Origin of the sequence: Leptothoe sp. PORK10 BA2, assembly GCF_034932105.1 — a bacterium.
Taxonomy (GTDB): domain Bacteria; phylum Cyanobacteriota; class Cyanobacteriia; order Phormidesmidales; family Phormidesmidaceae; genus Leptothoe.
The window spans coordinates 1-25,535 of the sequence record NZ_JAYGIG010000019.1; the positions used below are offsets into that span (position 1 = coordinate 1).

23 protein-coding genes and 1 tRNA gene are annotated in these 25,535 nt (G+C 49.9%); 14 read left to right on the forward strand and 10 right to left on the reverse strand.

The window, feature by feature from the left end:
- Positions 1-451: 451 nt before the first annotated feature.
- The 5 genes from VB741_RS07340 to VB741_RS07360 all read left to right on the forward strand — a co-directional run bounded on the left by VB741_RS07340 (position 452) and on the right by VB741_RS07360 (position 6,945).
- Entirely contained in the window at positions 452-1,777 is a 1,326-nt protein-coding gene (locus tag VB741_RS07340; protein ID WP_323364509.1) for a CmpA/NrtA family ABC transporter substrate-binding protein, read from the forward strand.
- Positions 1,778-2,225: 448 nt separating this feature from the next.
- Positions 2,226-3,059, forward strand: coding sequence for a nitrate ABC transporter permease (ntrB, locus tag VB741_RS07345; protein ID WP_323364510.1), 834 nt, complete (start codon positions 2,226-2,228; stop codon positions 3,057-3,059).
- Positions 3,060-3,117: 58 nt separating this feature from the next.
- The gene (locus tag VB741_RS07350) at positions 3,118-5,124 is read left to right on the forward strand and encodes an ABC transporter ATP-binding/substrate-binding protein (RefSeq protein ID WP_323364511.1); all 2,007 of its coding nucleotides are present in this window, start codon (positions 3,118-3,120) and stop codon (positions 5,122-5,124) included.
- 62 nt (positions 5,125-5,186) lie between these two features.
- Entirely contained in the window at positions 5,187-6,029 is an 843-nt protein-coding gene (locus VB741_RS07355; RefSeq protein WP_323364512.1) for an ABC transporter ATP-binding protein, read from the forward strand.
- Positions 6,030-6,726: 697 nt separating this feature from the next.
- On the forward strand, positions 6,727-6,945 hold the full coding sequence (locus tag VB741_RS07360; protein WP_323364513.1) for a hypothetical protein: 219 nt from the start codon (positions 6,727-6,729) through the stop codon (positions 6,943-6,945).
- A 22-nt stretch (positions 6,946-6,967) separates the two neighbouring features.
- Here VB741_RS07360 and VB741_RS07365 read toward each other — a convergent pair whose 3' ends face one another.
- The gene (locus VB741_RS07365; RefSeq protein ID WP_323364514.1) at positions 6,968-7,825 is read right to left on the reverse strand and encodes a LysR family transcriptional regulator; all 858 of its coding nucleotides are present in this window, start codon (positions 7,823-7,825) and stop codon (positions 6,968-6,970) included.
- A gap of 120 nt (positions 7,826-7,945) precedes the next feature.
- On the opposite strand from VB741_RS07365, the gene VB741_RS07370 reads away from it, so the two are divergent.
- From VB741_RS07370 to VB741_RS07380, 3 genes are all read left to right on the forward strand, one after another.
- Positions 7,946-8,449, forward strand: coding sequence for a redox protein (locus tag VB741_RS07370; RefSeq protein WP_323364515.1), 504 nt, complete (start codon positions 7,946-7,948; stop codon positions 8,447-8,449).
- A 326-nt stretch (positions 8,450-8,775) separates the two neighbouring features.
- On the forward strand, positions 8,776-9,645 hold the full coding sequence (locus tag VB741_RS07375) for a hypothetical protein (protein ID WP_323364516.1): 870 nt from the start codon (positions 8,776-8,778) through the stop codon (positions 9,643-9,645).
- An 87-nt stretch (positions 9,646-9,732) separates the two neighbouring features.
- Positions 9,733-9,803: transfer RNA gene (locus tag VB741_RS07380), tRNA-Gly, on the forward strand.
- A 118-nt stretch (positions 9,804-9,921) separates the two neighbouring features.
- Here VB741_RS07380 and VB741_RS07385 read toward each other — a convergent pair.
- Together VB741_RS07385 and VB741_RS07390 are read right to left on the reverse strand one after the other, a co-directional pair.
- Positions 9,922-10,059, reverse strand: a complete 138-nt coding sequence (locus VB741_RS07385; protein WP_323364517.1) for a hypothetical protein — start codon at positions 10,057-10,059, stop codon at positions 9,922-9,924.
- 115 nt (positions 10,060-10,174) lie between these two features.
- Entirely contained in the window at positions 10,175-12,166 is a 1,992-nt protein-coding gene (locus tag VB741_RS07390) for an ATP-binding protein (RefSeq protein WP_323364518.1), read from the reverse strand.
- A 715-nt stretch (positions 12,167-12,881) separates the two neighbouring features.
- On the opposite strand from VB741_RS07390, the gene VB741_RS07395 reads away from it, so the two are divergent.
- Together VB741_RS07395 and VB741_RS07400 are read left to right on the forward strand one after the other, a co-directional pair.
- On the forward strand, positions 12,882-13,262 hold the full coding sequence (locus VB741_RS07395) for a DUF4359 domain-containing protein (protein WP_323364519.1): 381 nt from the start codon (positions 12,882-12,884) through the stop codon (positions 13,260-13,262).
- Between the two features lie 5 nt (positions 13,263-13,267).
- Positions 13,268-14,428 (forward strand): cysteine desulfurase family protein, encoded by a 1,161-nt coding sequence (locus VB741_RS07400; RefSeq protein ID WP_323364520.1) that lies wholly within the window; start codon positions 13,268-13,270, stop codon positions 14,426-14,428.
- Positions 14,429-14,467: 39 nt separating this feature from the next.
- Here VB741_RS07400 and VB741_RS07405 read toward each other — a convergent pair whose 3' ends face one another.
- The 3 genes from VB741_RS07405 to VB741_RS07415 form a co-directional block, all read right to left on the reverse strand.
- On the reverse strand, positions 14,468-15,037 hold the full coding sequence (locus VB741_RS07405; protein ID WP_323364521.1) for a TIGR04376 family protein: 570 nt from the start codon (positions 15,035-15,037) through the stop codon (positions 14,468-14,470).
- Between the two features lie 79 nt (positions 15,038-15,116).
- Positions 15,117-16,133, reverse strand: coding sequence for a hypothetical protein (locus tag VB741_RS07410; protein ID WP_323364522.1), 1,017 nt, complete (start codon positions 16,131-16,133; stop codon positions 15,117-15,119).
- Between the two features lie 306 nt (positions 16,134-16,439).
- A complete protein-coding gene (locus VB741_RS07415; RefSeq protein ID WP_323364523.1) occupies positions 16,440-17,738 on the reverse strand; it encodes a hypothetical protein in 1,299 nt (432 codons plus the stop codon).
- 514 nt (positions 17,739-18,252) lie between these two features.
- Here VB741_RS07415 and VB741_RS07420 point away from each other — a divergent pair.
- The 4 genes from VB741_RS07420 (at position 18,253) to VB741_RS07435 (ending at position 22,251) form a co-directional block, all read left to right on the forward strand.
- Complete coding sequence (locus VB741_RS07420; protein ID WP_323364524.1) at positions 18,253-19,614, forward strand: UDP-N-acetylmuramoyl-tripeptide--D-alanyl-D-alanine ligase; 1,362 nt, start codon at positions 18,253-18,255, stop codon at positions 19,612-19,614.
- 213 nt (positions 19,615-19,827) lie between these two features.
- Entirely contained in the window at positions 19,828-20,361 is a 534-nt protein-coding gene (locus VB741_RS07425; RefSeq protein WP_323364525.1) for a M67 family metallopeptidase, read from the forward strand.
- 68 nt (positions 20,362-20,429) lie between these two features.
- Positions 20,430-21,602 carry a molybdopterin-synthase adenylyltransferase MoeB gene (moeB, locus tag VB741_RS07430; RefSeq protein WP_323364526.1) on the forward strand — a complete coding sequence of 391 codons (1,173 nt, stop codon included), beginning with the start codon at positions 20,430-20,432 and terminating at the stop codon, positions 21,600-21,602.
- Positions 21,603-21,789: 187 nt separating this feature from the next.
- Positions 21,790-22,251 (forward strand): GatB/YqeY domain-containing protein, encoded by a 462-nt coding sequence (locus VB741_RS07435; protein ID WP_323364527.1) that lies wholly within the window; start codon positions 21,790-21,792, stop codon positions 22,249-22,251.
- Between the two features lie 124 nt (positions 22,252-22,375).
- Here the strand turns inward: VB741_RS07435 and VB741_RS07440 are convergent, their stop codons facing one another.
- From VB741_RS07440 to VB741_RS07455, 4 genes are all read right to left on the reverse strand, one after another.
- Complete coding sequence (locus VB741_RS07440) at positions 22,376-23,425, reverse strand: fatty acid desaturase (protein WP_323364528.1); 1,050 nt, start codon at positions 23,423-23,425, stop codon at positions 22,376-22,378.
- Positions 23,426-23,673: 248 nt separating this feature from the next.
- Complete coding sequence (locus VB741_RS07445; RefSeq protein WP_323364529.1) at positions 23,674-24,111, reverse strand: 23S rRNA (pseudouridine(1915)-N(3))-methyltransferase RlmH; 438 nt, start codon at positions 24,109-24,111, stop codon at positions 23,674-23,676.
- Positions 24,112-24,148: 37 nt separating this feature from the next.
- Positions 24,149-24,739 (reverse strand): glutathione S-transferase, encoded by a 591-nt coding sequence (locus VB741_RS07450; RefSeq protein WP_323364530.1) that lies wholly within the window; start codon positions 24,737-24,739, stop codon positions 24,149-24,151.
- A gap of 108 nt (positions 24,740-24,847) precedes the next feature.
- Positions 24,848-25,426 carry a hypothetical protein gene (locus VB741_RS07455; protein ID WP_323364531.1) on the reverse strand — a complete coding sequence of 193 codons (579 nt, stop codon included), beginning with the start codon at positions 25,424-25,426 and terminating at the stop codon, positions 24,848-24,850.
- Positions 25,427-25,535 lie beyond the last annotated feature (109 nt).

Genomic DNA, 25,535 nt, shown 5'->3' on the forward strand with positions numbered 1-25,535 from the left:
CTCCATAATGGAACTGGCTGATTGTAATGGTTTCAGCCAGTTTCGGACATTCCAGACCGTTTGGGTACTGGGATGTTCTTTTTTAGAGACTTTCACCAGTTAGAGATGAACTTCGCACTGTCCAGTTATTGGAGTTTGTCATAGTTATTACAACTCCAATCAATCAATTAGAGTAGGTGATCGAACTAAAAACGCAGTCATTAAGCATATAACCTGGTTTTTCTTACCCTATAGCAGCGCTTTCCTATAGCGGCCTGTCCAGACAAAACGATTCAACAGTAGAGACTGAAGACTTCCATGCTGAGGAGTTTGAAAGTTTTTCAGGGGTTCTGCAAAATTCTTGGTTCAATTTCCAGTTCTCAATTTTGTCAGTTTAAGGGTGCGTTTAGTACCCTATGTTCAAGATAGCCGTTGTCTCCTCTTCATTAGACATTTTTGTAGGTTGCCCCATATGTCCAAAATATCTCGTCGTAAATTTATAGTTACCAGCGGCACTGCTACTGCGGCTGCTCTATTGGTAAATGCTTGTGCTCCGAACAGCGAAACTGAAACAGACACAGAGGCGTCTGCTCCAACAGAGGCAGCTGCTCCGATCAGTGCGGAAGATGCACCGGAAGTCACCGCTGCTAAGCTAGGATTTATTGCCCTAACTGACTCTGCACCCTTAATCATTGCCAAAGAAAAAGGGTTGTTTGATAAATATGGCATGACTGAGGTAGAAGTCCTGAAACAAGCCTCATGGCCTGTTACCAGAGACAATATGGAGCTGGGTTCAGAGGGCGGCGGTATAGATGGCGCTCATATCCTCACACCGATGCCGTACATGATGGCTTTGGGGACAATTACCAAGGCGCCCTTGCCCATGTATATTTTGGCAAGACTCAATGTCAACGGACAAGGGATTTCGCTAAGTAACGAATACTTAGATCTCAAAGTTGGCACCGACAGCTCCAAAATGAAGGAGGTCTTTGCTAAGGCTCAAGCATCTAAGAAAGAACTCAATGCCGCCATGACCTTTCCGGGCGGGACCCATGATCTTTGGCTGCGCTACTGGCTAGCGGCAGGGGGCATTAACCCTGAGAGCGACATTTCTGTTGTACCGGTTCCACCGCCTCAAATGGTTGCCAATATGAAGATTGGCACCATGGAGACTTTCTGCGTAGGTGAACCTTGGAATGCGCAATTAGTGAACCAAAAGCAGGGGTATTCTGCCCTAGTGACCGGGGAGCTGTGGAAAAATCACCCCGAAAAAGCCTTTGCTATGCGAGCTGACTGGGTAGATGCTAATCCTAAGGCTGCTAAAGCTATGCTGAAAGCGGTATTGGAAGCTCAGCAATGGTGTGATAATCCTGAAAACCACCAGGAAATGTGCGAAATCGTCTCTCAAAACAAGTGGTTTAAGGTGCCTGTGGAAGATATTCTGAGCAGAATTCAAGGAAAAATTGACTACGGCGATGGTCGGACGGTTGAGGATCCTGATATTTCCATGAAGTTCTGGAAAGACAATGCTTCTTACCCTTACAAGAGTCATGACCTCTGGTTCCTAACCGAAGACATTCGTTGGGGCTACATTCCCGCAGATACTGACACCAAGTCCTTGGTTGATCAGGTGAACCGCTCTGATTTGTGGAAAGAGGCGGCTGAGGCGATTGGAGTGGCTGCAGGGGAAATCCCGACAAGTGACTCTCGGGGTGTAGAAACGTTCTTTGATGGCGTGAAGTTTGACCCAGAAGATCCAAAGGCTTATTTGGATGGCCTTAAAATTAAAAAGATCTAAGTCCTTCTTCTAATTTTCCCGCGATTCCGGAGGAGCATCACTGATTCAACACTTCTTGATCTCGATCCGGAAAATTGTTGAAAGTCTTGCCTTAGAGCTCCGGAATCGTGGACGGGGCCATGAAGGAAGATTAATTCACAGATGTTTAATAATGGCTACCTACCTACCTACTTAGTTATTTTTTGAGCGTGAGTTTCCTGCTTCTAAGGGCATTCAGTTCTGCCTAATAGCAGAAAGCTCACGCTCGTTTTGTCTGAGTCTTAATGCGTAACCGTCCCTGCTATCTGACGAAGATTGGTCGTTTCAGCCATTTAAGGTCTGAAGACCGCTCAAGGTACAAGCTGAAACCCTATTAAACTCGTTGAACACTAAGCTCAATATGAGTTCCAGGGACGGTTACTCTTAATGCTCGATGACCTCTAGTGCCCGATGACCCCCCTAATCTGCCATGACTGCCAACCTAGACAATCGAATTGCTCAGCCGAATCCTCTGGTTACTTGGATAAAAAATCCGCCAGTCAAGCTATTTCGTCCGTTTGTTGCGCTTTTGTTCTTTTTGACCCTATGGCAGGTGTTGTGCAACGGTCCCGATGCGAACCTTCCTAGCCCGATTAAAATGTTTCAAGAGACTGCCGACTTAATTTTCAATCCCTTCTTTGATAATGGCGGTGTCGACAAGGGGCTGTTTTGGCAGATCTTAGCCAGCTTGCAAAGGGTGGCCATTGGCTACTCCCTGGCTGCCGTAGTGGGTATTGGCCTCGGCATTTTGATTGGCTCTAGTCCGTTTATGTTTGACGCGCTAGATCCGCTGTTTCAAATCTTGCGAACGGTGCCACCTTTGGCTTGGCTACCTATCGCGCTAGCGGCTTTTCAGGAGGCCAACCCTTCTGCCATTTTTGTGATTTTCATTACCGCAATTTGGCCCATTATCATCAATACTACGGTGGGTGTGCAGCAAATTCCTCAGGACTATAAAAATGTAGCTAAGGTTTTGCGGCTGAAGGGGTTCAAATATTTTACGGAAATTATGTTTCCCGCTGCCGTTCCCTATATCTTTACCGGTCTTAGGATTGGGATTGGCCTGTCTTGGCTGGCGATTGTTGCCGCAGAAATGCTGGTAGGTGGCGTTGGCATTGGCTTCTTTATTTGGGACTCTTACAATAGTTCTCAGCTCAGCGAGATTATTTTGGCCCTGATTTATGTGGGGATTGTGGGCTTGATTTTGGATCGGATGGTGGCTGCGATCGCAGGCTTGGTCGTGCCCCCAGAGCCACAGGACTAACGATCTGCTCGGAGCGAGCGCGTGTATTGGAACGACTTATTTTTTGGATGACCCTACTATGACTGCGTTTTTAGAGATTGACCATATTGATCGGGTGTTTCCTCTGGTAGATGGCGGTCGCTACATCGCGCTCAAAAATATTAGCCTGGAAATTAAACCCGGCGAATTTGTTTGTTTGCTGGGTCATTCTGGCTGTGGTAAATCGACACTGCTCAATATCGTTGCTGGTCTCGATCGGCCTACCCAGGGCAGCATTATTTTGGAAGGTGCAACGGTCAAAGAGCCAGGGCCTGACCGGATGGTCGTTTTTCAAAACTATTCTTTGCTGCCCTGGAAAACGGTAAGGCAAAACATTGCGCTAGCCGTTGATCAGGTCTATCCCAAACTGTCGGCCGCAGAGCGGCGAGACATTGTTGAACAAAATATTGGCATGGTGAATTTGCGCCATGCGGCAGACAAGCGACCAACTGAGCTGTCTGGTGGGATGAAGCAGCGGGTGGCGATCGCCCGCGCCCTAGCGATTCGGCCCAAGCTGCTGCTGCTAGATGAACCCTTTGGTGCCCTAGATGCTTTGACCCGAGGCAGTCTGCAAGAGCAGCTCATCACCATTTGTCAGGAGAATCAGCTGACCTGTTTGATGGTGACCCACGACGCGGATGAAGCGCTGCTACTGGCTGACCGCATCGTCATGCTTACCAACGGGCCTAGCTCTCACATTGGTCAAATTATTAATGTCTCTATGCCGCGCCCGCGCCATCGCCTAGAGGTGGTCAACCATCCCGACTATTACACTCTGCGCAATGACATTATCTATTTTCTCAACCAGCAGAAAAAAGCTAAAAAGCGTCAGCTTGAGCTTCCAGTGGTGGTCACCGGTAGGGGGATAGAAAAGGTCAGTCTCAAGTTAGGATTTTTGCCTCTGACAGACTCAGCGCCTTTGATCGTGGCTCAAGAAAAGGGATTTTTTGCCAAGCATGGTTTAACCGATGTCACGTTAGTCAAAGCAGAAAGCTGGGATGCGATCGCCCAAGGCATTGGCAGCGACGAGCTAGATGCGGCCCAAATGGTGGCCGGCATGCCGTTGGCACTTTCGATTGGCACAGCCAAAGCGCCGCCATCGCCCACCGTGACCGCGCTCACCTTATCTCGTAACGGCAGCGCCATTACCCTATCAAGGCGATTTTACGAGGCGGGAATTCGTAGCCTGAGTGATTTTAAGCGTGCGATCGCAGAGCACCCCGAGCGCAAGTACAAGCTCGGTATTGTGGCCGAAGCTTCTATGCACAACCTGATGCTTCGCTACTGGCTCGCCACCGACGGCATCGATCCCGATCGAGACGTTGAGCTGAGCGTGATTCCACCGGCTGAAATGTTCAACAGTCTCAAAGCAGGCATCATCGACGGCTACTGCGCAGGCGAGCCCTGGAACACCAAGGCAGTTGCCGAAAAAGTGGGCTTTGTGATCGTCACAGATGTAGATATTTGGCCAGACTATTTAGAAAAGGTCTTAGGGGTCAAAGAATCATGGGCCCGTCAATATCCAGATACGCACCTGGCGCTGATCAAAGCGTTGATTCAAGCTTGTGAGTACTGCGATAATCGCAGCCATCGAGCAGAAATTGCCCAGATGCTGACAGCGCCGCAGTATTTAGATTGTGAGGTTAGCTATATTCTGCCTGGATTTATGGAGCCCTACGATCGAGGCACTGAAGCCGCGCCTGCCCTAATCCCGACATACAACGATTTTTATGTGAATAAAACCAACTGTCCCAGTCGGGTAGAAGGTCTGTGGGTGTTGGTACAGATGGCCCGATGGGGCATTGTGCCGTTCCCTCGCAACTGGATTGAAATTGTCGATAGGGTACGCCGCACCGATGTCTATTCTGAAGCGACTCAACAGCTCAACTGGCCGGGCCTAGAACCCGAAAGAACGTCCTTTACGCTGTTTGATGGCAGTGTATTTAACCCCGATAATCCGGTTGCCTATCTTCAAGGCTTGGAGATTAAACGAGAGACTAAGATTGAGGAGGTGCAGATGGATACTGTGGCCGCCGCAATCGCCTAGCAACAGCATCTTCAATCATCACCTATTTTTCCTCCTTGATTTTTCCACGGGTTCCAAACACTATGCAAACCACCTATAGCACCGACCAGGGGCTCCCCCCCTCGCCCAGTCCATCTAAGTTTCTAGAGTTTGTCGGTGTCTCTAAAGTTTATCCCACCAAAACCGGCCCTTACATCGTCTTAGAAGATGTTAATTTGACCATTAACGAAGGTGAATTTGTCTGCCTGATTGGTCACTCGGGCTGCGGCAAATCGACCTTGCTAAACATGGTCTCCGGGTTAAACACCCCGAGTGCAGGCCAAGTCATGCTAAAGGATCAAAAAATTGTAGAACCCGGCCCTGAGCGCATGGTAATTTTTCAAAATTACTGTTTATTGCCCTGGAAAACGGCCTATGAGAATGTTCATTTGGCAGTTGAACAAGTCTATCCCCATCGCTCTGCCCAAGAGAAAAAAAATCTCACGCTAGAGCATTTGGAGATGGTGGGTCTCACGGAATCCATGCATAAAAAGCCAGCCCAGCTTTCTGGCGGCATGAAGCAGCGGGTTGCGATCGCTCGCGCTTTGGCCACTCGCCCCGAAGTGTTGATTATGGACGAGCCCTTTGGCGCCCTCGATCCGATCACGCGCGAAGAAATGCAGGAAGAACTGCTCAAAATTTGGCGTGCGCATCCGGCCACCGTTTTGATGATTACCCACGACATCGATGAAGCGCTGTTCTTAGCAGACCGCCTAGTGATGATGACCAATGGCCCAAGCGCTAACATTGGCGAAGTCTTAGATATTCCTTTTCAGCGGCCTAGAGACCGTGCAAAGCTCATCGAAACCAATGAATATAGAGATTTGCGCAACTACGCGCTAGATTTTCTCTTCCGCCGCTTTGCCCACGACGACGCCTTGGAGTAAGTCCACGGTGCCTGATTGTTGGTCCCCTTTGGGGTGAGTCCAATATTTGTGGTGAGTCCAATATATTGAGCCCAATATAATATGAGGTGCCCTGCGGGAGCGCCATAGAGCTGCACAAGTTTATACCTGGGGAAGTGTAAGCAGGTGAAGGGCTATTTTGCCCTGGCGTTTGTGGTGGCGGCATTGCTGTGATCGCTCCGCAAACGAGGACGGAGTTGGATCGGTAAGATTAACCTGCCGGGCTCGGTAATTTAATGGCGCTGTATACATATTTTTCCGGGGGTGGTGGGCGGTGGTGGTGATCCATACTATTGGGGCCACCGGTCTTAACTTCAATGCCCTATTTTTATGGATTTTCTTTATAGTCACCCTGCCTGCCTTGGCGGGAGTCGTGACCGAGACGGCCTACTGGAGTCTCTACACAAGGATTTTGGCTGACCTGGGAATAAAGATCTGGTGATCACCAAGGGACCCTTGATTCGAAATATGCGAGCTGTATGGTTGCCCACGCACATTTTCTTGGTTAGCATCTTCGGCATAATGTTAGGTGTGCCCGTGTTTTTGGCCTATTACTATTGTTAGGGAGCACCACTTTATATGGTTTTTCTGGCCAAAGAAGCTGCTAAAGATAGCTCTACCAATGCTCCCACCCCCCGAATCAAAAATGTCTTTGATCAGCTGATTGGATAGTCCAGCCATGACCCTACTAGACCGGTTCCTCAAACTATTAGAATTCTTGGAAACTGCCCAGGGATTGTTTGAATTCCTCACCGACCCCATCGGTCTATCGGGAGTGTTGGCCATTTGCCTCTACTTTCCGATCCAGTCCCTGGGCTGCGATGCATCCGCCGCCGCCGCCCTAGCCTGTACAGTGGCCCTAACATTTTTCTGCCTGGTGGAGAAACCCGATTTTTAGTGGGACTCAGCGTTAGTTGCAACTAAGTTTTCATGAATTCTAGGAAGCGGGTGACCGCAGGAGACGGCAGGATATTTGCCAATATTGCTACTCCAATCACGCGTTCTAGGGGGACTGGGATGGGGTGACTTTGCACGGTTGTGGGAATGGGCATGGCGGCTAATCGCGGCAAAATAGCAGCGCCCAACCCTTGGGCCACCATGCTCACAATGGTGGAATCTTCCTTGACGTTGTAGGCCACTTTCAGAGGCTGTTGCCACCGCGCCCAATGTTCTTTCACTGCGGTGGTGCATTCGGCATAGTTCAACAGAATAAATGAGCGGGTGGATAACTCGCTCCAGGTGATGGGTTGGGGGCTGGTCTCCTGGGCCTTAGGCAACAGCACCACATACTCATCTCGCATAATTTCCCAGGTGGTAAAGTCCTCGGAGCGGGGTAAGGGCAGCAGCCCCAAATCCGCATTGCCGCTGCGTAGGGCCTGTTCCACCCCGGCCGGGTCAAATTCATCCAAACTGACCTCCACCCGTGGATAGGCCTGTTGAAACTGGGCGATTTTGGGCGGCAGCAGATGGGTGGCGGCACTGCGAAAAGAAGCAATGCGTAAGCGACCGTTGTAAAGAGACTTTTCCAGGTTCACTTCATATTCGATAGACTCCCTGAGGTCTAAAATTTTGTGCGCGTGTTTGACGACGCGTTCCCCAATGGGGGTGAGCTTTGCTCCTAAGCGTCCTCGCACCAGCAGGGGGACATTGAGCTCATTTTCTAGGGATGCGATCGCACGGCTAACCGCTGACTGGGACATGTCCAATATCAGCGCCGCATCAGAGAAACTACCGCATTGGGCAATGGTCACCAGCACGTTGAGTTGGGAAATGTTCATCAAGAGAAGTTATGCGGTTAGCGCATAGATACAGGTCGATGGGCGATTTGATTCTGCAGATGGGGATAGCTAGGTTAAGTACATCGGCACAGTTGAGCCGCCGCTCAACACTCAAATCCTATGTTTGAACTTTATCCATTCGAAAAATTTAGAGATACTCCTAGCGTCCAATTTTTCAACATCACTGTTCCTGACTCCAATGCCCGTGATTTAGTTTTCCACCAGGGCCCGGCTATTAGCCCCCACAGTACTAAAGCAGGTGATTGGCAGTTTTATCTACACCCCCGTCAAGAAGATAATCTATTGGCACTATCTGGGGGACGGACATTTTACTTAGTCAACTTTAATTGGGCCTATCCGTTTCATCGGGTGCGCCTGGAGCAAAACGCCCAGATTTTACGCATTCCCCCCGGCACCTTCCACCGATCAGAATCCGATCCTCAAGGTTCCTTGGTGATTAATCAGGCGGTGCGCCAGGCCAGTGCTACAGTCCATAGCGAGTTTCGGGTTTATAACAGTGCTGAGATTCCTAAGCTCAAAGCTCTCTTATCCTCCGGCCTGCCACCGATGGACCATGGTTTCCCTCAGCGGGAGGAATTGGATCAGTACCCAATGGCAGCATAGAAACCCTAGACCCCACGGAAATATTGCCCGCATAAACCCCAGGACTAAAGCCAACAGGGGGCGTTGATCGATCAGCGCCCCCTGTTGGCTTTAGCGGCAAAAGAAATGCCAATTGCTAAAGTGTGCCAGACCTTGCCAAACTAAACTGAGCAGACTTCTAAGTTAGATAGGTACCTCCACAGAATGCCGTTGCCTTCACGGGCATCTATAGCAATCTGATCAAGGCTTTCATCCGATTGCGTCGCACATAGCTGCTGCTATCTAACGTTTGTAGCGCTCACCTATGGTGTGAACTATGTGCCCAAAGCTATTTCTCAAGAGCATCTATGGCTAGCTCCAGAATCCCCCAACTACAAGCAATACCTTGGCCCGTCTTGGCGGGTGCATCCTTGTTATTGCATGTAGGTGTGCTGGGCGTTGGCTTGCCACGTATGTTCCAGGTGAGTAATCCTGCCGGTTCGGTCGATATTCCCATCACACTGGTGGACGATGGAGCGATTCCAGTGGCGGTCGAACCGGCTGATCAAGCTGCGCCGGCAGATCAAGCTGCGCCGGCTGATCAAGCCGCGCTGGCTCAAGCTGCACCGGCTGATCAGTCCGCACCTACGTCGTCAGAGCCACGGTCTAATACAGACCTAGCAAGCCCTATTGGTGGGCAAAATACTGCTACCAAACCGGTAGACCAGGGAGCGGTGAAACCTCAAGATCCTGCTCCTAATTCCCCTCAAAAGCCAGCTTCCTCAGCGCCTGTAGCTCCTAATCGACCTACCCCCCAACCAGAAACCGGATCGGAAAATGCGGGCCTTGGCCCCACCCAGGTGAGTATTGTCAATGACGTCCAACTACCTAAGGATTCAGGGGGTGATCATATCGACCAGTACCCAAGTCCTATGTTTACCATGCCAGTTATGTTCGACATCCCTAGTAACCATGCTTGTCAAGGCACTCTATCCGCAGATGTGATTGACTTAGGTGTGGTGGTCGATGCTGATGGTTTAGTGTCTTCGTTTCGTCTGTGGCAGCCAGACATTTATGCTCAAAACTCGGATCTAAATTTAGCGGACTGTTTATTCAGTGTTGCCGTCGATCCCAACGCTATCCGCTTTACCCCCGCCCTGCGTCTGACCAATATAGGCGAGGAAGAAGCTGTGCCAACAGATCGAGTCCAGTTACGCTTACGGTTTAATGGAGGGTAAAGAGTCGTAATCTGATTGGGTATCCCCGTGGCAAACTGTGTTAACCTAGCAAAGCTGGTTGAGTCCGTGCTCAATTTTGCCCACCCTGCGGGTGTAGTTTAGTGGTAAAACCTTAGCCTTCCAAGCTAATGATGGGGGTTCGATTCCCCCCACCCGCTTAAAAAATGAGTATTTCAATAATTCCTGAAAGCTTTTCTCCACAGAGCTTTGAGATTTTAGGCGCAAATCAATATGCATGCGCATTTATAAATATAGGTATTGTGCATATAAATATATTTAAGGCGTAGTGTAGTAAGCTAGCTTGTTTTTTCCATGCATTTCGATCGCCGTGGTGGTGTAGATCAACCGACGAATTTCCATCGGGTAGTTAAAGGTAGGTATGACATTGTAGGTATGACATTGCAGGTATGACATTGCAGGCAATCGGAAATCGTTAAGCCCTCTATTTTTCAGGCTCGTGAAACTTTATCTCACCGCTTTCCGGAAGATCTCATTTTGTGACTTCTTCCTCCAAAGCATCTTGGAGACGCTATTCCCCTCCTTTAGAAGTTGCTTTCACCGTCCTGTAGGCCTGATCTGGTCTGTTAGGTTTATCGGGATAGCAGAGTTCTAGTAAACCATTGTGTACCATAGGGGTTAGGAAGCGATTCCGGAGACTAATCGGGTTGCGGCTCATTAATTCTGCAAGATGGGCAGTTGTTAAGTAAAGTTCCTCACAAAGTCGCAAGACAACACTCTGGGTTTGCTCCTTTTTTAACCATTTAGCCTCACGAACTGGGGCGGCGATAGATTTAAGTTTTGAGAGGTCTGCTGGAGGTAATGCTTCCAGACTTTGTGAGGAGTCCCAACCCAAACTTTGTGAGGAGTCCTTCAAACTTTGTGAGGAGTCCTTCAAACTTTGTGAGGAGTCCTTCAAACTTTGTGAGGAGTCGACATGACTTTGAGAAGAATCTGTCCTCAAACGTTGGGAGGATTCAGGCGTTAATGCTGTCGTCGCACCTGGTTCAAAGAGTTCCGGAATATAGCCTTCTCTACCAGGTAACGTGTATCGGGTGCCTCGGCCCTGCCCAACAGCGCTAAGTAACTCTCGTCGGACTAGTCTCTGGAGGATCTTTGTAAGGTCTGTGGAATGGCGAACACAAATTTCCTGCATCCGTTGGTTAGTGACTGCTCCCTCTAGCTCAGCTGTGACCAACGCTTGCACTTCTTCCTGATTTAAAGTTTCGAAAGCATCACCAAACTGATCTTTCAGCACTTGGATAGATGCCTCAGGTAACATGCTGATCATCGGTAGCACCAACCGCACACGATCGGGACGCATCTGCTCTTGAACATTAGGCGATCGCCAATGTTGTGAGGCCCATCCTTGACGGATCTTGTCGATGCCAGACCCAGCTTTTTCACCCCCGCCAATCATCTGAAACATTTTTTGGAGAGACTTATTGCGACACTCACTCACGCCCCCTTGCAGAAGTTGTACCATTGAAATCAGCAGGCTACCAGGGTTAGAGAACTCGAAGCGATCGGGGTACTTATCAATAACAACACCTCCTTGCCCACGATAGTCGGCATGGATGAGAGCATTGACCAATGCCTCACGAACTGCTTCATGAACAATAGTGTCATCTCGACGGATTAGGTCTTGTCCTAATTGGAAGGGAATTCTGAGATCTGCCGATAGCTTCTGAATGACTCGCTGATAGAACTGGAACACATTTCCAGCCCAGGTGCCATCCAGGGTGATGCGGTCAGTCCATCGAATCTTAGAAGGATCGGCTGGTTTTTCACGATAGTCCAACTGGTATTGGGGAAAAGCCTCTGGCTCTTGAATGGTCTCCATCCTGCCGAACATTAGCAATCCAGCAACCGTCAATCCCTCTTGTCCGTTGCTGCGCTCTCGTCGCCACCCCCCGAGCTTAGTTAGAAAACCTCTATCGTTCTCACTCAACCAAGGATGCGCCGGTCTTAGCGAGGCAAAGCGCTGGCGATATTGCTTCAGGCTGGTATCGTCTAGATCTTCTAATCCGAAATTTTCCAAAATTGCGCTGTCGGCAGGTTCTTCCGACTGGTCAGCCAGCAGACGTCCGACTTCATCCTGAGTGCAGTGATAATCGCCCTCATAGTTTCGCCGATAGGTTCCTGTGAGGGGATTTTGCTCCACAAACACAGGTCTTTGTCGTCGAGTCGCACGGGGTACCCTCATCGAGATGATACTGTCCTCTCGACCCTCAATCTTGATTACTCGTAAATCATTTTCAGCTAAGAGATTAATGCTGACTTTGCCTCGGTTATTGAGCGTGTTCCAGAGGTCAGACAGAATTTTGTTGGCATTGGGGACTCCAACGAGGTCAATATTCTCACCCTTCTGTTCAATACCGAGGAAGATGATGCCCCCATCAGTATTCGCCATGGCGCTGTAAGTTTCCCACAGACTTCTAGGCACTCCCCCTTTGCCAGACTTGAATTCCAAGTCAACCCCTTCACCTGTGTCAATCTGACTGAAAAGTTCCTGACTCTTCATGAGTGACTATTTCTGTGGCTTGCCAGCGTACTTGTGATGAATTCGTTTTTCGGCGGCATTGCGATAGCCCAGTAATTGCGGAAAGGTGATTTCACAATCAATGTGTTTTTCAGGGGCTTTCCCCATGTCGTCACCCTGTCCGGGTTGAGAGGCTTATTGCCACCCTCACAGGGAGTGAAGCGATTTTGGAAACAGCGACTCGGTTTCTCAAAGGAAGAGTTAACAATGGGATTCTTCATCGCAATTGACGGCATTCAAACCTTCTCCAAGCAACTCAGCTGACAGAGTACACCAAGAAACGAAAAAACATAGCTGATGGCAAGTCATTTTGCACTAAAGACTAATAATTTTAACTTATTAACGTCTTTGCACTCTTTGTGTTGCAATTTGTTTCCCTGTGTTTAATATTATTAATTTCGTGAAAGGTCTGTGAAAACTATTTTGAATAGACAAGAGCCATAGAAATGTGATGGTTCTTGTCAGAATTGCAGGTGAATGATTGTTTTAGGTTGTTCAGTGATCACTATACCTATTTGGTCAGAAACCACATCACATCACTCTGTGTCTATACCTATAAATACAAAAAAGGACCTAATCCTTAGAGTTTAATAGAAATATGCACTGGAAAATGTTGAGGTCTCTGCGATATGACCTTTACCTGCTTATGCTAGAACGGTAAGACAGTTGTCAATTACTAGTTCACTACCGTAGCCTCATGAAAGTCAAAGCGTTTCTAGGTTTAGCAGGATTAGGTGCATTGGCAGCAGTGCTGGTCGTTACTAACCCCAGTCAAGAGCGTTACAATGCGTTTGTAGCAGAAACTCTGCAAAACGAAGTCCGTTCATCTTTTTGCCAAGCCGACGAGTTGGATAGCTGGCTAGGTGACCTGGGCAAAGCCCTAGGCGATATCTGCAAAACTGCTGTTGAAAAAGGCACTCTGGTGGGTCAAGATGACCTTGAGAATTTCATCGAAGACAATACTCTGCGACAGAACTTTTGGTTATTTAGTCTCTATACCACTGAAATTCCGGTGGTCCAGGTAAGAACCCTAGGCATTTTTAACCGATTTGTTCCCATTCAACAAACAGTAGGGTAAACCCTGTGGCCGAGCTTCCCATCTATCTCGATTGCCATGCTACAACACCGGTAGACCCGCGGGTGGTGGATGCAATGTTGCCCTTTTTTACAGATTATTTTGGTAACCCTAGCAGTCTCCATGGCTATGGCTGGCAGGCTGACGCTGCTGTTAAAAAGAGTCGTGAAATCATTGCTCAAACAATTAATGCCCAGCCGCAGGAGATTGTTTTTACCAGTGGTGCCACCGAAGCTAACAATTTAGCGATTAAGGGTGTAGCAGAAGCTTATTTTAACCACGGGAAACACATTATTACGGTCCAAACAGAACACAGTGCGGTATTGGATCCCTGTCGCTATCTAGAGTCTCTAGGCTTTGAAGTTACCTATTTGCCGGTGAATGCCGATGGCTTGGTGGACTTTTCTGCCTTAGAAAAAGCAATTCGCCCCGAGACTATTTTGGTTTCGGTGATGGTGGCCAATAATGAAATTGGTGTGCTACAACCGCTTCAATCCATTGGTGAACTATGTCAAGATCAGGGCATTTTGTTTCATACCGATGCCGCCCAGGCCATTGGTAAGGTGCCCTTGGATGTCCAGGCGATGAACATTCATCTCATGTCGATGACGGCCCATAAGGTTTATGGGCCGAAGGGGATTGGAGCCTTATATGTGCGACGGCGACAGCCTCGGGTAAACCTGGTGGCTCAGCTCCATGGCGGCGGCCATGAGCGGGGCATGCGTTCTGGCACGCTCTATCCACCGCAAATTGTGGGGTTTGCCACGGCGATTGAGTTGGCAGCTGCAGAGATGGCGGCGGAAGGTGAACGATTGTGTGGATTGCGATCGCAACTGCTCCAACACCTGCATCAACTCCCCGACATCCATATCAACGGCCACCCCAGCCAACGTTTACCCGGCAACCTCAATGTTAGCTTTGGCGGCGTTGATGGCCAAAGCCTCCTGCTGGGCCTGCAACCTGTGGTTGCCCTCTCATCCGGATCTGCCTGTAGTGCAGCCAGCACAGCGCCATCCCACGTGCTCAAGGCCCTGGGGCGCAGTGACTCGTTAGCCTATGCATCCCTGAGGTTTGGCCTAGGGCGTTTTACCACAGCAGCAGAGATTGAGAGAGTGGGTCAAGCGGTTGTTGATACCGTCAATACGTTGCGCGGGCTTAAAGGGGTTTAAAGAGGTACCTTAAGCGGCATCGAGTCAATCTGGATTGAGTTACTTGCCCATTTGGCGCTTGAGCTCTTCTAATTCCGCTTCCGTTTCCCAACGCTGGAAGCTTTCTTCTAGGGGATCTAAGGGTTTTGCAGGAAACGGACTGCGGTTCCAGCCCGTGGTACTGGAGTCTCTGGGTGGTGGCTGCGCTGCCTGGGCTGCGGCTGCGGCCATCTTGGTTTTGAGTTCCTGGCGTTTGGACTGGATCTGCTGTCGCAGGGCGTGGGTTTGGGCTAGTCGTGATTTTACACTTTTCATTTGCCCCCACAGATGATTGCCCTGGCGGAGCAGGGTGGCCTCCCGTTCCTGGGCGGGCTTGACCAAATCTAGACGATTAGCGGCTTCAGCCTTGGCAATGCGCTCGTGCCAACGCTTAATGTCCTGAGCGGTCTCTAGGACGGCTGCTTCTAGCTCGGTTTCTCGCTGTTTGAGGGTGGTGAGGGTTGCGATCGCATCCTCTTCTTGCCCCCGCAGCTGCTCCTCAAGGGCCATTAGTTCCAAATGGGGGTGGGCTTTCAGGAACTCATCCAAACGAGTCTCCAAAAAGCGGCTGAAATCATCAAATATGCTCATAGATTTGCCATATCTACCCCATGTAGTTCACCCTCAAAAAAGACGGTGCTCCTAGAACTGTGCCCCTAGAACTGTGCCCCTAGAATTTCTGGCCAATGTAGATAGAGCGAACTTCACCGTTACGGCGCACTACCACTTCTTCATTGCTAATGGAGACAATACTCCAACCACTGCCCCCCACGGTTTCACCAATGTAAACCCGCTGGGATGAGCCGTCCACCTCAAAGAGGGCCGCTGAGCGATCCCCTAGTTCTAAAACACCCACTAGCTCATAGGTGCCACTTGCCGCGATGTTAGGAATGGAATCAGAAGACTGGCTAGACTGGCCTGATCTGGCAACATTGGGAGATGGCAAGGCAGGAGAGGCCGCCGTAGTTGACGGGTTTCCTGGCGTAATGGTGCGGGGAGTCGTCGTACCATTACCCGGCTGTAGGAGGGGCACAAATACTCGCTCAATCACCCCTGGTTTGCCCGTCACCTGATTTCCGGATGGTGTTGGTGAAGCCGTTGCCACCACTCCCGGTCTCTGACTCTCATTTTGAGCACTGCGTTCACCGCCAATGACTCGCAGGGAGCGGGTGAGATATTCACCAAAGGCAGTTTCCTGAGAAACGGCCGGAGCACTCGGCACAACGGGGGGCGTTACCGCTTGTAACGCAGGTTGCTGCCGCATCCACCAAACACCACCTGCGGCCAATGCTGATAAACAGGCTGCCCCGAAGAGCCAACTTTTCCAGGGTAGTTTTCTAGACGGTTGGCTGGGTGTGCCATCCTGCCCATCGGACGGGGCTGAACTAGCGGGATCAGTTTCCGTGATGGGGGCGGCAGTGCGAGCCTCTACCGCTTGATCTGCCGATAAGGGCACCAGCATGGCCGGGGTTGTGATCGCTTCAGCGCTAAATAGGGGTAGCGTGCCCCCTGGTGGCATAGCAGATACGCCATAGATTGCAGCGTCATCCCCCGCCAAAATTCGGTCAACATCATCAAAGATGTCATCCATCAAATCTTCAGCATAAGCTTCGACCAAAGTGTCAGCTTCTGGGGCAGTGCCTGCAGGGGGCACCGCTGTGGCATTGGACCGTCTAGATGGGCTCATAACTTTCGCATGCTCGATTTGACAGGAGTGACTATGGACAGGCAAATCATGACTTTTATCCACAGTCAAGCTGCCTAGAAAGTTAGCAGAGTATACAGCAAACTGAAAATAAAAATTTGCATCTTATGGAAAAAAAATTGATATATTGACCTACAAAAAAAGTCATAACCCTATCTGGTCATGACTTTTATAGATTACTTTAGGTCTCCCAAAAACTAAGGAAGCCTGGATTCGTTTTGGTGTTGCTAATCCTTTCACCAGCGCCATATTAGACAATAGGGCTAACGGGGCGTAGGATTTAGCTGCCTACGCTAAGGCGTGGGAGATATCCAGATGCCCAAAGTTTAGACTCAGGGCAAGGTTTAGTGTTTCTAAGATTTTCACCAGCCATGCCACGGAGTCTTGTTTAGCTAACTCATAGTGACTAAACAAGGTGGATAAGCGCCGTTCTAAATAGGGCTTAACCTTACGACACAAAAGTAAAATTCTTAGTAATAGACCTGTGGTTAGTGTGGCTCCCAAATTATTGATCAGGTCAATAAAGACAAAGTGGGAATGGGCACCAGTGGGATCGACCACCAGAAAGTTGAACAAGTTAGAACAGGTCCGTACCATTAAGAAGTCATTGAGTCGCTGGGTGTCATTCTCAGGGGAAATATCCCGCAAATGCTGATACAGCGCATCATTAAAGTGCTGACGACCATAGGCTGGGTCAACACCGGACAAAATGTAGTCGTAAAGATTGTCCTTAAATGATTTAAAGGATACGGATTCACAGCACTGACTGCGGAACCGCAGGGCCAGATCATTATAGGTGCGGCCACGGGAGTCTTTGCCAGAAAACTGTTGTAGGGAATCAACTAGCTCACGATCGCTTAAGAGGGTGGGGTTTGTGGCGGGACGTAACCACTGACCTTGCTGTTCTAATAGACCTTGGCGTTTTAACCTAGAACGCCTGACACGATAGTTAACATACTGGGATAAATCCAGCTCCACTTTTGTTTGAGCTTGGTTCTGTATGCGACGAACGTGGATTTTCTGCTCCTGAGGGCTTTCCTCACTCAGTAAGCAATGTTTGTATAAGTAGGGATAGCGGCCAATCAAGGTGCCCAATGGCTGGAGTGAGCGAAGTTGAAGCTCATTTTCCCGAGTCATTACCTGTACCAGACGCTTGAGCATCAGGTACTGCTCGGTTTTGCCAAATTGAGCTACGATTTCACGCAAACGTCGCACAGAGCGTGCCCGTGATACCTCACGCACAGCTGCACTAGGGGCATATTCAAACAAGCTGACTAGTTCAATAATGGCGGCCTGATACTCTCGGTTTTTTTGCCAGCGATTGATTAAAATGTGGCAGCAGCGATTCAGAATATGGTGAAAATAGTGATCGGCATCACGATCCATCAGAATCGTGTCGAGGCTGCTAACCACCTCACGATCTTCATAACCAGTACCGTCAATGAAGAGCTGGTTAAAACGCTGGATCAGTGCTTCAGGCTGTTCTGAATTAACACAGCCGAGCCAATGGTCATAAAGGACCTGTTCCTGCGGACTAACTAACCGCGCACCATAATCCGATTGTGTGTAGCCGGATTGAACGTTCACCAAAGAAACCTCAGCAAATACACCTTATGTAACTGCAAACCTATACAGGGAAAAAACTACGGCGACCACAACCCCAGTCAAACTCTCTCAAGTCTAACTGGTTATGATTACCTAAAACACGGTGAAAACTGACAAAAAGTCCGTAAATTACTGAAGGGCAAGCAACTTGGACATAAAAATTCAGCCAATTGGCTTAGATGATCAAAGGTTTAATTAAAGTTGTCAAATTTAACTGTTGGAAACCCGATTAGAGCTAATGGGGTTGTGGCGGCACTGTTAAACGAGCGCTAGCTCAAAGTAACATCTTGATGGGGTTGGGAACAGTGATGTATTACACAGTAGGTCCATCACTGTCTATCTAGTTTAGCCTACGGATATTTTCGGATAGGGTGGAATAACAGTAAGCTCTGCTAAAGCTTCTGTAAATTCACGATGTTCTCTTCATTAAGCTTATACAGAGCCCATGGATTGGAGCTGATGAATTTGCCCTGGTTACATCACTCAAACGTTTCATATGTCTGGTTTTGCTACGGTTTCTCAGATTCTTGATGCCCTGAATGATTGCTTGGTAGAGTACAGGCTACTGCCTACCCACCTGGACCAGGTGGTGAACGCCATCAGCACAGATACCCGCTCAATTCAGGCTGCAGATATTTTCTTGGCCTTAGAGGGTGAGCATTTTGATGGTCATGGGTTTGTGGATCAGGCGATCGCGGCGGGTGCGATCACAGCTATCACCCGCCAAGGGGTGATCCAAGGCGATATCCCCCGTATTGAGGTCACAGATACCCTTGCTGCCTACCAAACCCTGGGACGGTGGTGGCGTCAGCGCCTGGGACTCCCCGTTGTGGCCATTACGGGTTCCGTCGGTAAGACCACCACGAAAGAACTGATCTCGGCTGCCTTGGGCATCCATGGCACTGTCCATAAGACCCGCGCCAACTTTAATAACGAGATTGGGGTGCCTAAGACCCTATTAGAAGTCACCGCCGATCATGACTATGCCGTAGTGGAAATGGGGATGCGGGGACCGGGGGAAATTGCCCTACTGACGCAGATCGCTCAACCCAATGTCGCGGTGATTACCAACGTGGGGACCGCCCACATTGGCCGGTTGGGTTCGGAGCAGGCTATTGCCGATGCCAAATGTGAGTTGCTGGCCCACATGCCCCCGGAGGGTGTGGCTGTGCTTAACCACGACAATCCTCGGCTGATGGATACCGCCGCCCGGGTCTGGTCTGGGAAAACCATTACCTATGGTCTCACCGGGGGCCAGGTCCAAGGCCAGATCCAAGGTCCCCCCCAAGCACAGAGGGTGGTGGTGGACGGGGTGGCTTTGCCCCTGCCCTTGGCCGGTAGCCACAATGCGTTGAACTATTTGAGTGCGATCGCAACGCTCCAGGCGCTTAATCTAGACTGGCGCAGCTTGGCCGGTGGTCTCACAGTGGACATGCCAGCGGGCAGGGCCAAGCGCCATGAGCTGCCCCATGACATTGTGCTGCTGGATGAAACCTACAATGCGGGCGCTGAATCCATGGCGGCGGCCCTGCGATTACTCAAGGAGCAGCCAGGCCAGCGCCACATTGCGGTCTTAGGCACCATGAAAGAGCTGGGGCACAGGTCCGTAGAACTGCACCGGAGCATTGGTGAGTTGGTCCACACCCTAGGGCTGGACCATTTATTAATTTTGGCGGACCCGGCTGAAGCCGAGGCGATGTCCCAGGGGGCAGGGGCGGTGCCCAACCGCTTATTTACCAGCCATGGTGGCCTCATTAAACATCTGCAGCAGTTGATGCAGCCAGGGGATCGTTTCCTATTCAAGGCATCCCATTCGGTGGCCATGGATCAGATCGTCCAGGCTCTACTGGACAATTAATTAACCCGTGAATTAACCGGTTGCCCCCGCTGGAGTCATGGGGCCAGTGGGCTGAGATGATGATTGTGCAACCCCTTGCTGTCGTTACGGGGCAAGGCGTTGCCAGGTTCTAACCACCATGGCTGTGGTGAAGGATGTGAGCAAAGCTTATATGAAGCATCTCAGAATCTGCTCTACAATGAAAAACTCTGACGCATTTTATACAGTCTGATTGTGGCTCTGAACCTGACCCAAGAGCATATTGACCGCATGAAAGCCCATGGGGAGCGAGCCTATCCCCACGAAGGCTGTGGTTTGCTCGTAGGTCGGTTTGACGCGGTCACCAATGAAAAAACCTTGGTTAATTTGGTGCTGTTAGAAAATGCCTGGACTGACGATGTGGCGGCTGACTTAGCCGCGGCTGATCTAGCCACCCATGGCCAGGAAACGACCCCTGTCATGACCAAGGCCCGCCGCTATTGGATTGATCCCCAGGATCTATTTGAAACCCAGCGACAGGCTCGACAGGATGGCTTGGCGATTATCGGCGTATATCATTCCCACCCAGATGCTGAAGCAGTGCCTTCGGGATGCGATCGCGACCTTGCCTGGCCCAGCTATGCCTATATCATTGTGTCCGTTCGCCATTCCATCGCTGCCGATCTGCAAAACTGGCAGCTAGATGACAACCATCAATTTCAACCCGAACCCATGAACATTGTTCCAGCATCGGCGGCCAAAGATCGAATGCCCCTCCTGTCGTCCTGAAACTAACAACCGCTAACTAACAGCTTCTGACTAGACATTCCCCACTCTTTTTTAGTTCTCAAGGAACCATGCTGAATCCCAATTTGGATGACATCCAACTGACAAAAGAAGACTACGAACGCTACTCCCGGCATCTAATTTTGCCCGAAGTAGGCCTCAACGGTCAGAAACGCCTCAAAGCTTCCAGCGTGCTGTGCATCGGCACAGGTGGTCTGGGTTCTCCCTTAATTCTCTATTTAGCCGCCGCCGGCGTAGGTCGCATCGGCCTCGTCGATTTTGATGTAGTTGACTATTCCAACCTGCAACGGCAGATCATCCACGGCACCTCCTGGGTCAATAAACCCAAAATTGAATCAGCCAAAAACCGCATTCTCGAAATCAACCCCCACTGCCAGGTGGACTTATACAACACGCGCCTCAGTTCCGACAATGCCCTGGAGATTTTTGCACCCTACGACATCGTGGTAGACGGTACCGATAACTTCCCCACGCGCTACTTGGTCAACGATGCCTGTGTACTGCTGAATAAACCCAACGTCTACGGCTCTATCTACCGATTTGAAGGACAGGCCACCGTCTTCAACTATGAAGACGGTCCCAACTACCGTGATCTCTATCCCGAGCCACCACCACCGGGGCTGGTGCCCTCCTGTGCCGAAGGGGGAGTGCTGGGTATTCTCCCTGGCATCATTGGTGTGATCCAAGCCACCGAAACCATCAAAATCATTTTGGGCGAAGGCAATACCCTCAGCGGTCGACTGCTGCTCTATAACTCCTTGGACATGACGTTCCGGGAATTAAAGCTGCGCCCTAACCCCGTCCGTCCCGTGATTGAGGAACTGATCGACTACGAACAGTTCTGTGGCATTCCCGATGCTGCTGCTGCCGAGGCAGCGCAAAAAGCAGCCAGTGACGAAATCAGCGTTACCGAGCTGAAAAGTCTCCTGGACAGTGGCATGGATAACTATATTCTCCTGGATGTACGCAACCCCAATGAATATGAGATTGCCAAGATTCCTGGTTCAGTGCTGATCCCCCTCTCCGAGATTGAGAATGGCCCTGGGGTGGAGAAAGTCCGCCAGCTGGTCAATGGCCATCAACTTATCGCCCATTGCAAAATGGGTGGACGCTCCGCCAAAGCCCTCTCCATTCTCAAGGATGCTGGCATCCCAGGTACTAACGTTACCGGCGGCATCCTCGCCTGGAGTCGCGAAGTGGATCCATCGGTACCGCAATACTAATTCGTTAGCACTCTCCCTAAATTCCTCTCCCTCGGGAGGGGAATTTTTTAGGTCTTTTTCCTTTTTCTTCTGACCCATGGGGAGAAGGTAACCTTCTGACCCCAGATAAAAAGATAACGCAGACTAAAGGTATCTCTAATCCATCTAATCTTTTATATAGACGTTGTTTGTAGCGTCTTCCCTAACCATGTCTCTCAAAGACCGTATTAGCGACGAAATTAAAACGGCCATGAAAGCCCGCGACAAAGTTCGTCTGCAAACCGTGCGCAGCATCAAAAAAGTGATCCTTGATAGGGAGTCGGAGGTTCGTCCCCTGGGACAAGATGGCCTCACCCCTGAGCAAGAAATTGAAGTGGTGACTCAGCTGGCCAAACAAAGAAAAGACTCCATCGAGCAATATCAAAACGCAGGGCGGGATGACTTGGCGGAAAAAGAAGCCGAAGAGCTTGCTATTCTACAAGAGTATCTCCCAGAACAACTGTCCGATGATGACATTGCTGCGGTCATCGACGAACTAATTGCTAAAACTGGCGCCACAGGCCCTCGTGACATGGGAAAAGTCATGGGCCCTGCCATGCAACAAATGAAAGGAAAAGCCGATGGCGGCAAGGTTCAGGCGCTGGTCAAAGCGAAGTTAGCTGGGAGCTAATCCTTAGTAGAACAGAAGCTGGACAGACAAATAAGGGCACCACTATAACAGTGGTGCCCTTGTTAATGTTGTCAAAAAGGTGATAGCAGAAGGTTTGTTATCAGGCCTCCATTAACAAATTAGACTAACGCCGGGGCTGGTAATAGACCTTTTGACCTTCATTAGGTACAAAAATACACTCCCGCGCAGAACGCCAGAAGCTAGTCCAAACAGAGTCTTTACCCTCACGGTAATAGTCTCCCAGGATCGGCTTAATCGCCTCAGTGGCATCTTTCAGATGGTAATGGGGCATGTTCAAAAAGAGGTGATGGGCCACATGGGTACCAATGTTGTGGTGAATGGCGTTAATAAAACCATAGTCGCGGTCAATGGTAGACAGCGCACCCTTGAGAAAGTACCAGCTATCGTTGCGATACCAGGGAATATCGGGCTCTGTGTGGTGCAAAAATGTTACCAAGTCTAACCACATCACAAACACCAGGTAGGGCATGACGTAGAAGGTAATCAAAAAGCCGAGGCCAAACTCAAATCCGACCCAGCCCAGAAAGCCCACAAAAAGGGTCCAACAGGTGGTACTGGTGATAATGTCCCACTTCTCAGAAGCACGAAACAGGTCACTCCCCGGCATAAAGTGAGAGCCCTTACGCCCGGGAGACCGCTTAAACAGATAAAACGGATAGGCCAACAGAAAGAGATTAAAACGAATGGCTCTACCAATGGTATCCATTTCGTTATAAGTGTTTTCTGAAATGGGATACCAGCTTTCGTCGGTGTCGATGTTACCGGTGTTGGCATGGTGGGTGCGATGACTGATTCGCCAGCCATGGAATGGCACCAAAATGGGGGTGTGGCTAAGGTGACCAATCAGATTGTTGAGCCACATATGTTTGGAAAAAGAGCGATGACCACAGTCGTGACCAACAACAAATAAGGCCCAAAACATGGTGCCCTGCATCAGCCAAAACAATGGATAAAACAGCCAGGAATCCAGGCTATAGGCTATCCCATAGAGACCAGCAATAATACCTATATCAAGAAAAAAGTAAGCTAAGGAGCGACCCGTAGAGGGTTGAAAACAATAGTCTGGGATTGCATCCTTCAGGTCTTTAAGAGTAAATGGAATTTCTCGTTTAGAAGGGTCTAAAGACCCGGTTGGGCGGGTAGTTAATTGCACTTATTACCTACGTTTGACAGATCAAATCGACTTCTGCAGCTCAAACCCTTGATAGACCTATGGAGATCCCTGGCCTGAAGCCTCAAAAGTCATTTACAAAGCTTTACAGTACTATAGAATGAGTCCTGAACGCTCGGCTGGGCAGTCAATTCAGAGAATTTCCTGATAAAACGCCTAGGGTTGAGCAACGTTTTATACCTGGGGTGATGGTGGGGACGATGGCGGTAAGTAATGGACTATGGCCGCCATTACTTGTGGTAACTCCCACCCTGCAAAATGGTTTTACCGCGATAAAGCTGTTCTAGCAGTAGCAAGCGGGCCACTTCATGGGGAAAAGTCATGGCCGATAAACTCATCACCTGGTAAGCCGTCTGCTTGAGATGCTGGCTCACACCGGTGGGGCCACCGATAAAAAAGACGAGGGTGCCCGAGGCTTCTTGCCCTAGCCAATGGCCAAACTGCACCGAGTCAAACTGTAGGCCGTCTTCTGACAGCACCACTAGTTTGTCGTAGGTTTTGAGGGACTCAAGGACTTTACGAGCTTCAGTCTCTGGCTCAGTGTCCTTGATTTCTAGGAGGGCAACTTCAGGCAAACGCTGGGCATATAGGCCAATGCCGTCTTTCAGCCAGCCCTTTTTCACCTTGCCCACCGCAATAATTTTGACCTTTGGAAAACTCTGCCCCATGGGTTACTAATTTGGCGTGAATATCACCATGCATCCCCTAATCTAAGGGGGTGGAGACAAACTCTGGCAAGGTTTCGGCCTGGGCAGAAAATTTGGCTAATTGAGGATAGGCCTCCGGTGTGATCACATCGGCTGTATAGAATTGGGTAAACCGCCAGGCCACGGCCACAGAGATATCAGCCTGCATCAATGGATTGCAGGTCAAACTGTCGGTGCTCTTTTCTAGTTCTCCATAGGCTGCATGGAGCTGGGTAACTACCCGTTCTACCCAAGGTTGATGTTGCTTTTCGGTGGGTCGCAGGGTGCGTTCATAGACGATTTGCACCGTTTTATCACAGGCCATGAGGGCCAACCCAATTAACCGTAAGGCTTGGGTTTGGGAATTTTCAGGTAGCAAGCTCGCGGCTGAGATCCCTTCGACATACTGCAATATCAGGGTGGAGTCCACTAAAACGACGCCGTCGTCGGTGACCAGGGTGGGTGCTTTGACGATGGGATTAATGTGACTAAAGGCTTCAAAGTCGCGAAACACCGAGAGAGACTGATGCTCAAATGGAATTTTTAACCGCTTTAGGGAAATAGCGACCCGTCTCACATAGGGTGAATCGAGCATGCCAATCAGCTGCATAGGCTACCAGGGGTAAGCGAATACTTCTGAGGGTACAAGACCCCCGAGGCTAGGGGTAATGACTGATAGGTTTCTTTAGGTCCGTTTTTTTAGGGGCCGAAAGGGCATTTATGACTGTTCCATGATATGGTCAATCGCCCATCTAGCTGCCGCGAGACTAATGCGGGCCTGCTCCATGGGGGATAGGGCTTCCCACTCAAGATCCCGGACAGAATTAATCGTGGACTCTAGGATTTCCTCTTGACCGCGCATGGCGTGGGCCAAGGGGCGAGCCATTACCTGCAGATCGGCCTCATCCCATCCAGTGAGGGTATCGCGCACGCAGACAATCAGCTGCTCGGCTAGGGGGCGGCCTGTATTGACCACTTGGTTCACCTTAGCGGCGATTTGTTCGATCACATTTTGGGACAGACGACGAGCAAAGCGCTGGGCTAGGGCCGCCTGGATAGATGCAGTCCCCCCCCAAATGGTATCGAGCTGGGCTGAGAGGGTTTGCCACCCAGCATGGGCTTCCTCATCGGAGAGGTCTAACTCATCGCCAGTGGCCTGGTTAAAGTACTCGGCGGATTCGGACGGAGCCCATGGATAGGGCTGTTGGGGTGACAAAATAGCCTGCAGCATTTCCTGCTGGGCTTTGTCTGCTGCGGATAAGGACTGATTGGATGAAGAATTTTTGTGGCTGACCATGGTAGTTTTACCCTCCCATAAGTTCGTTGAGCTGTGACAGGAAGAGGATACAGGCTTGATTTCAATTGTTCCGCATCTAATGTTGAACTTAAAGTTAACTTACGCTAAA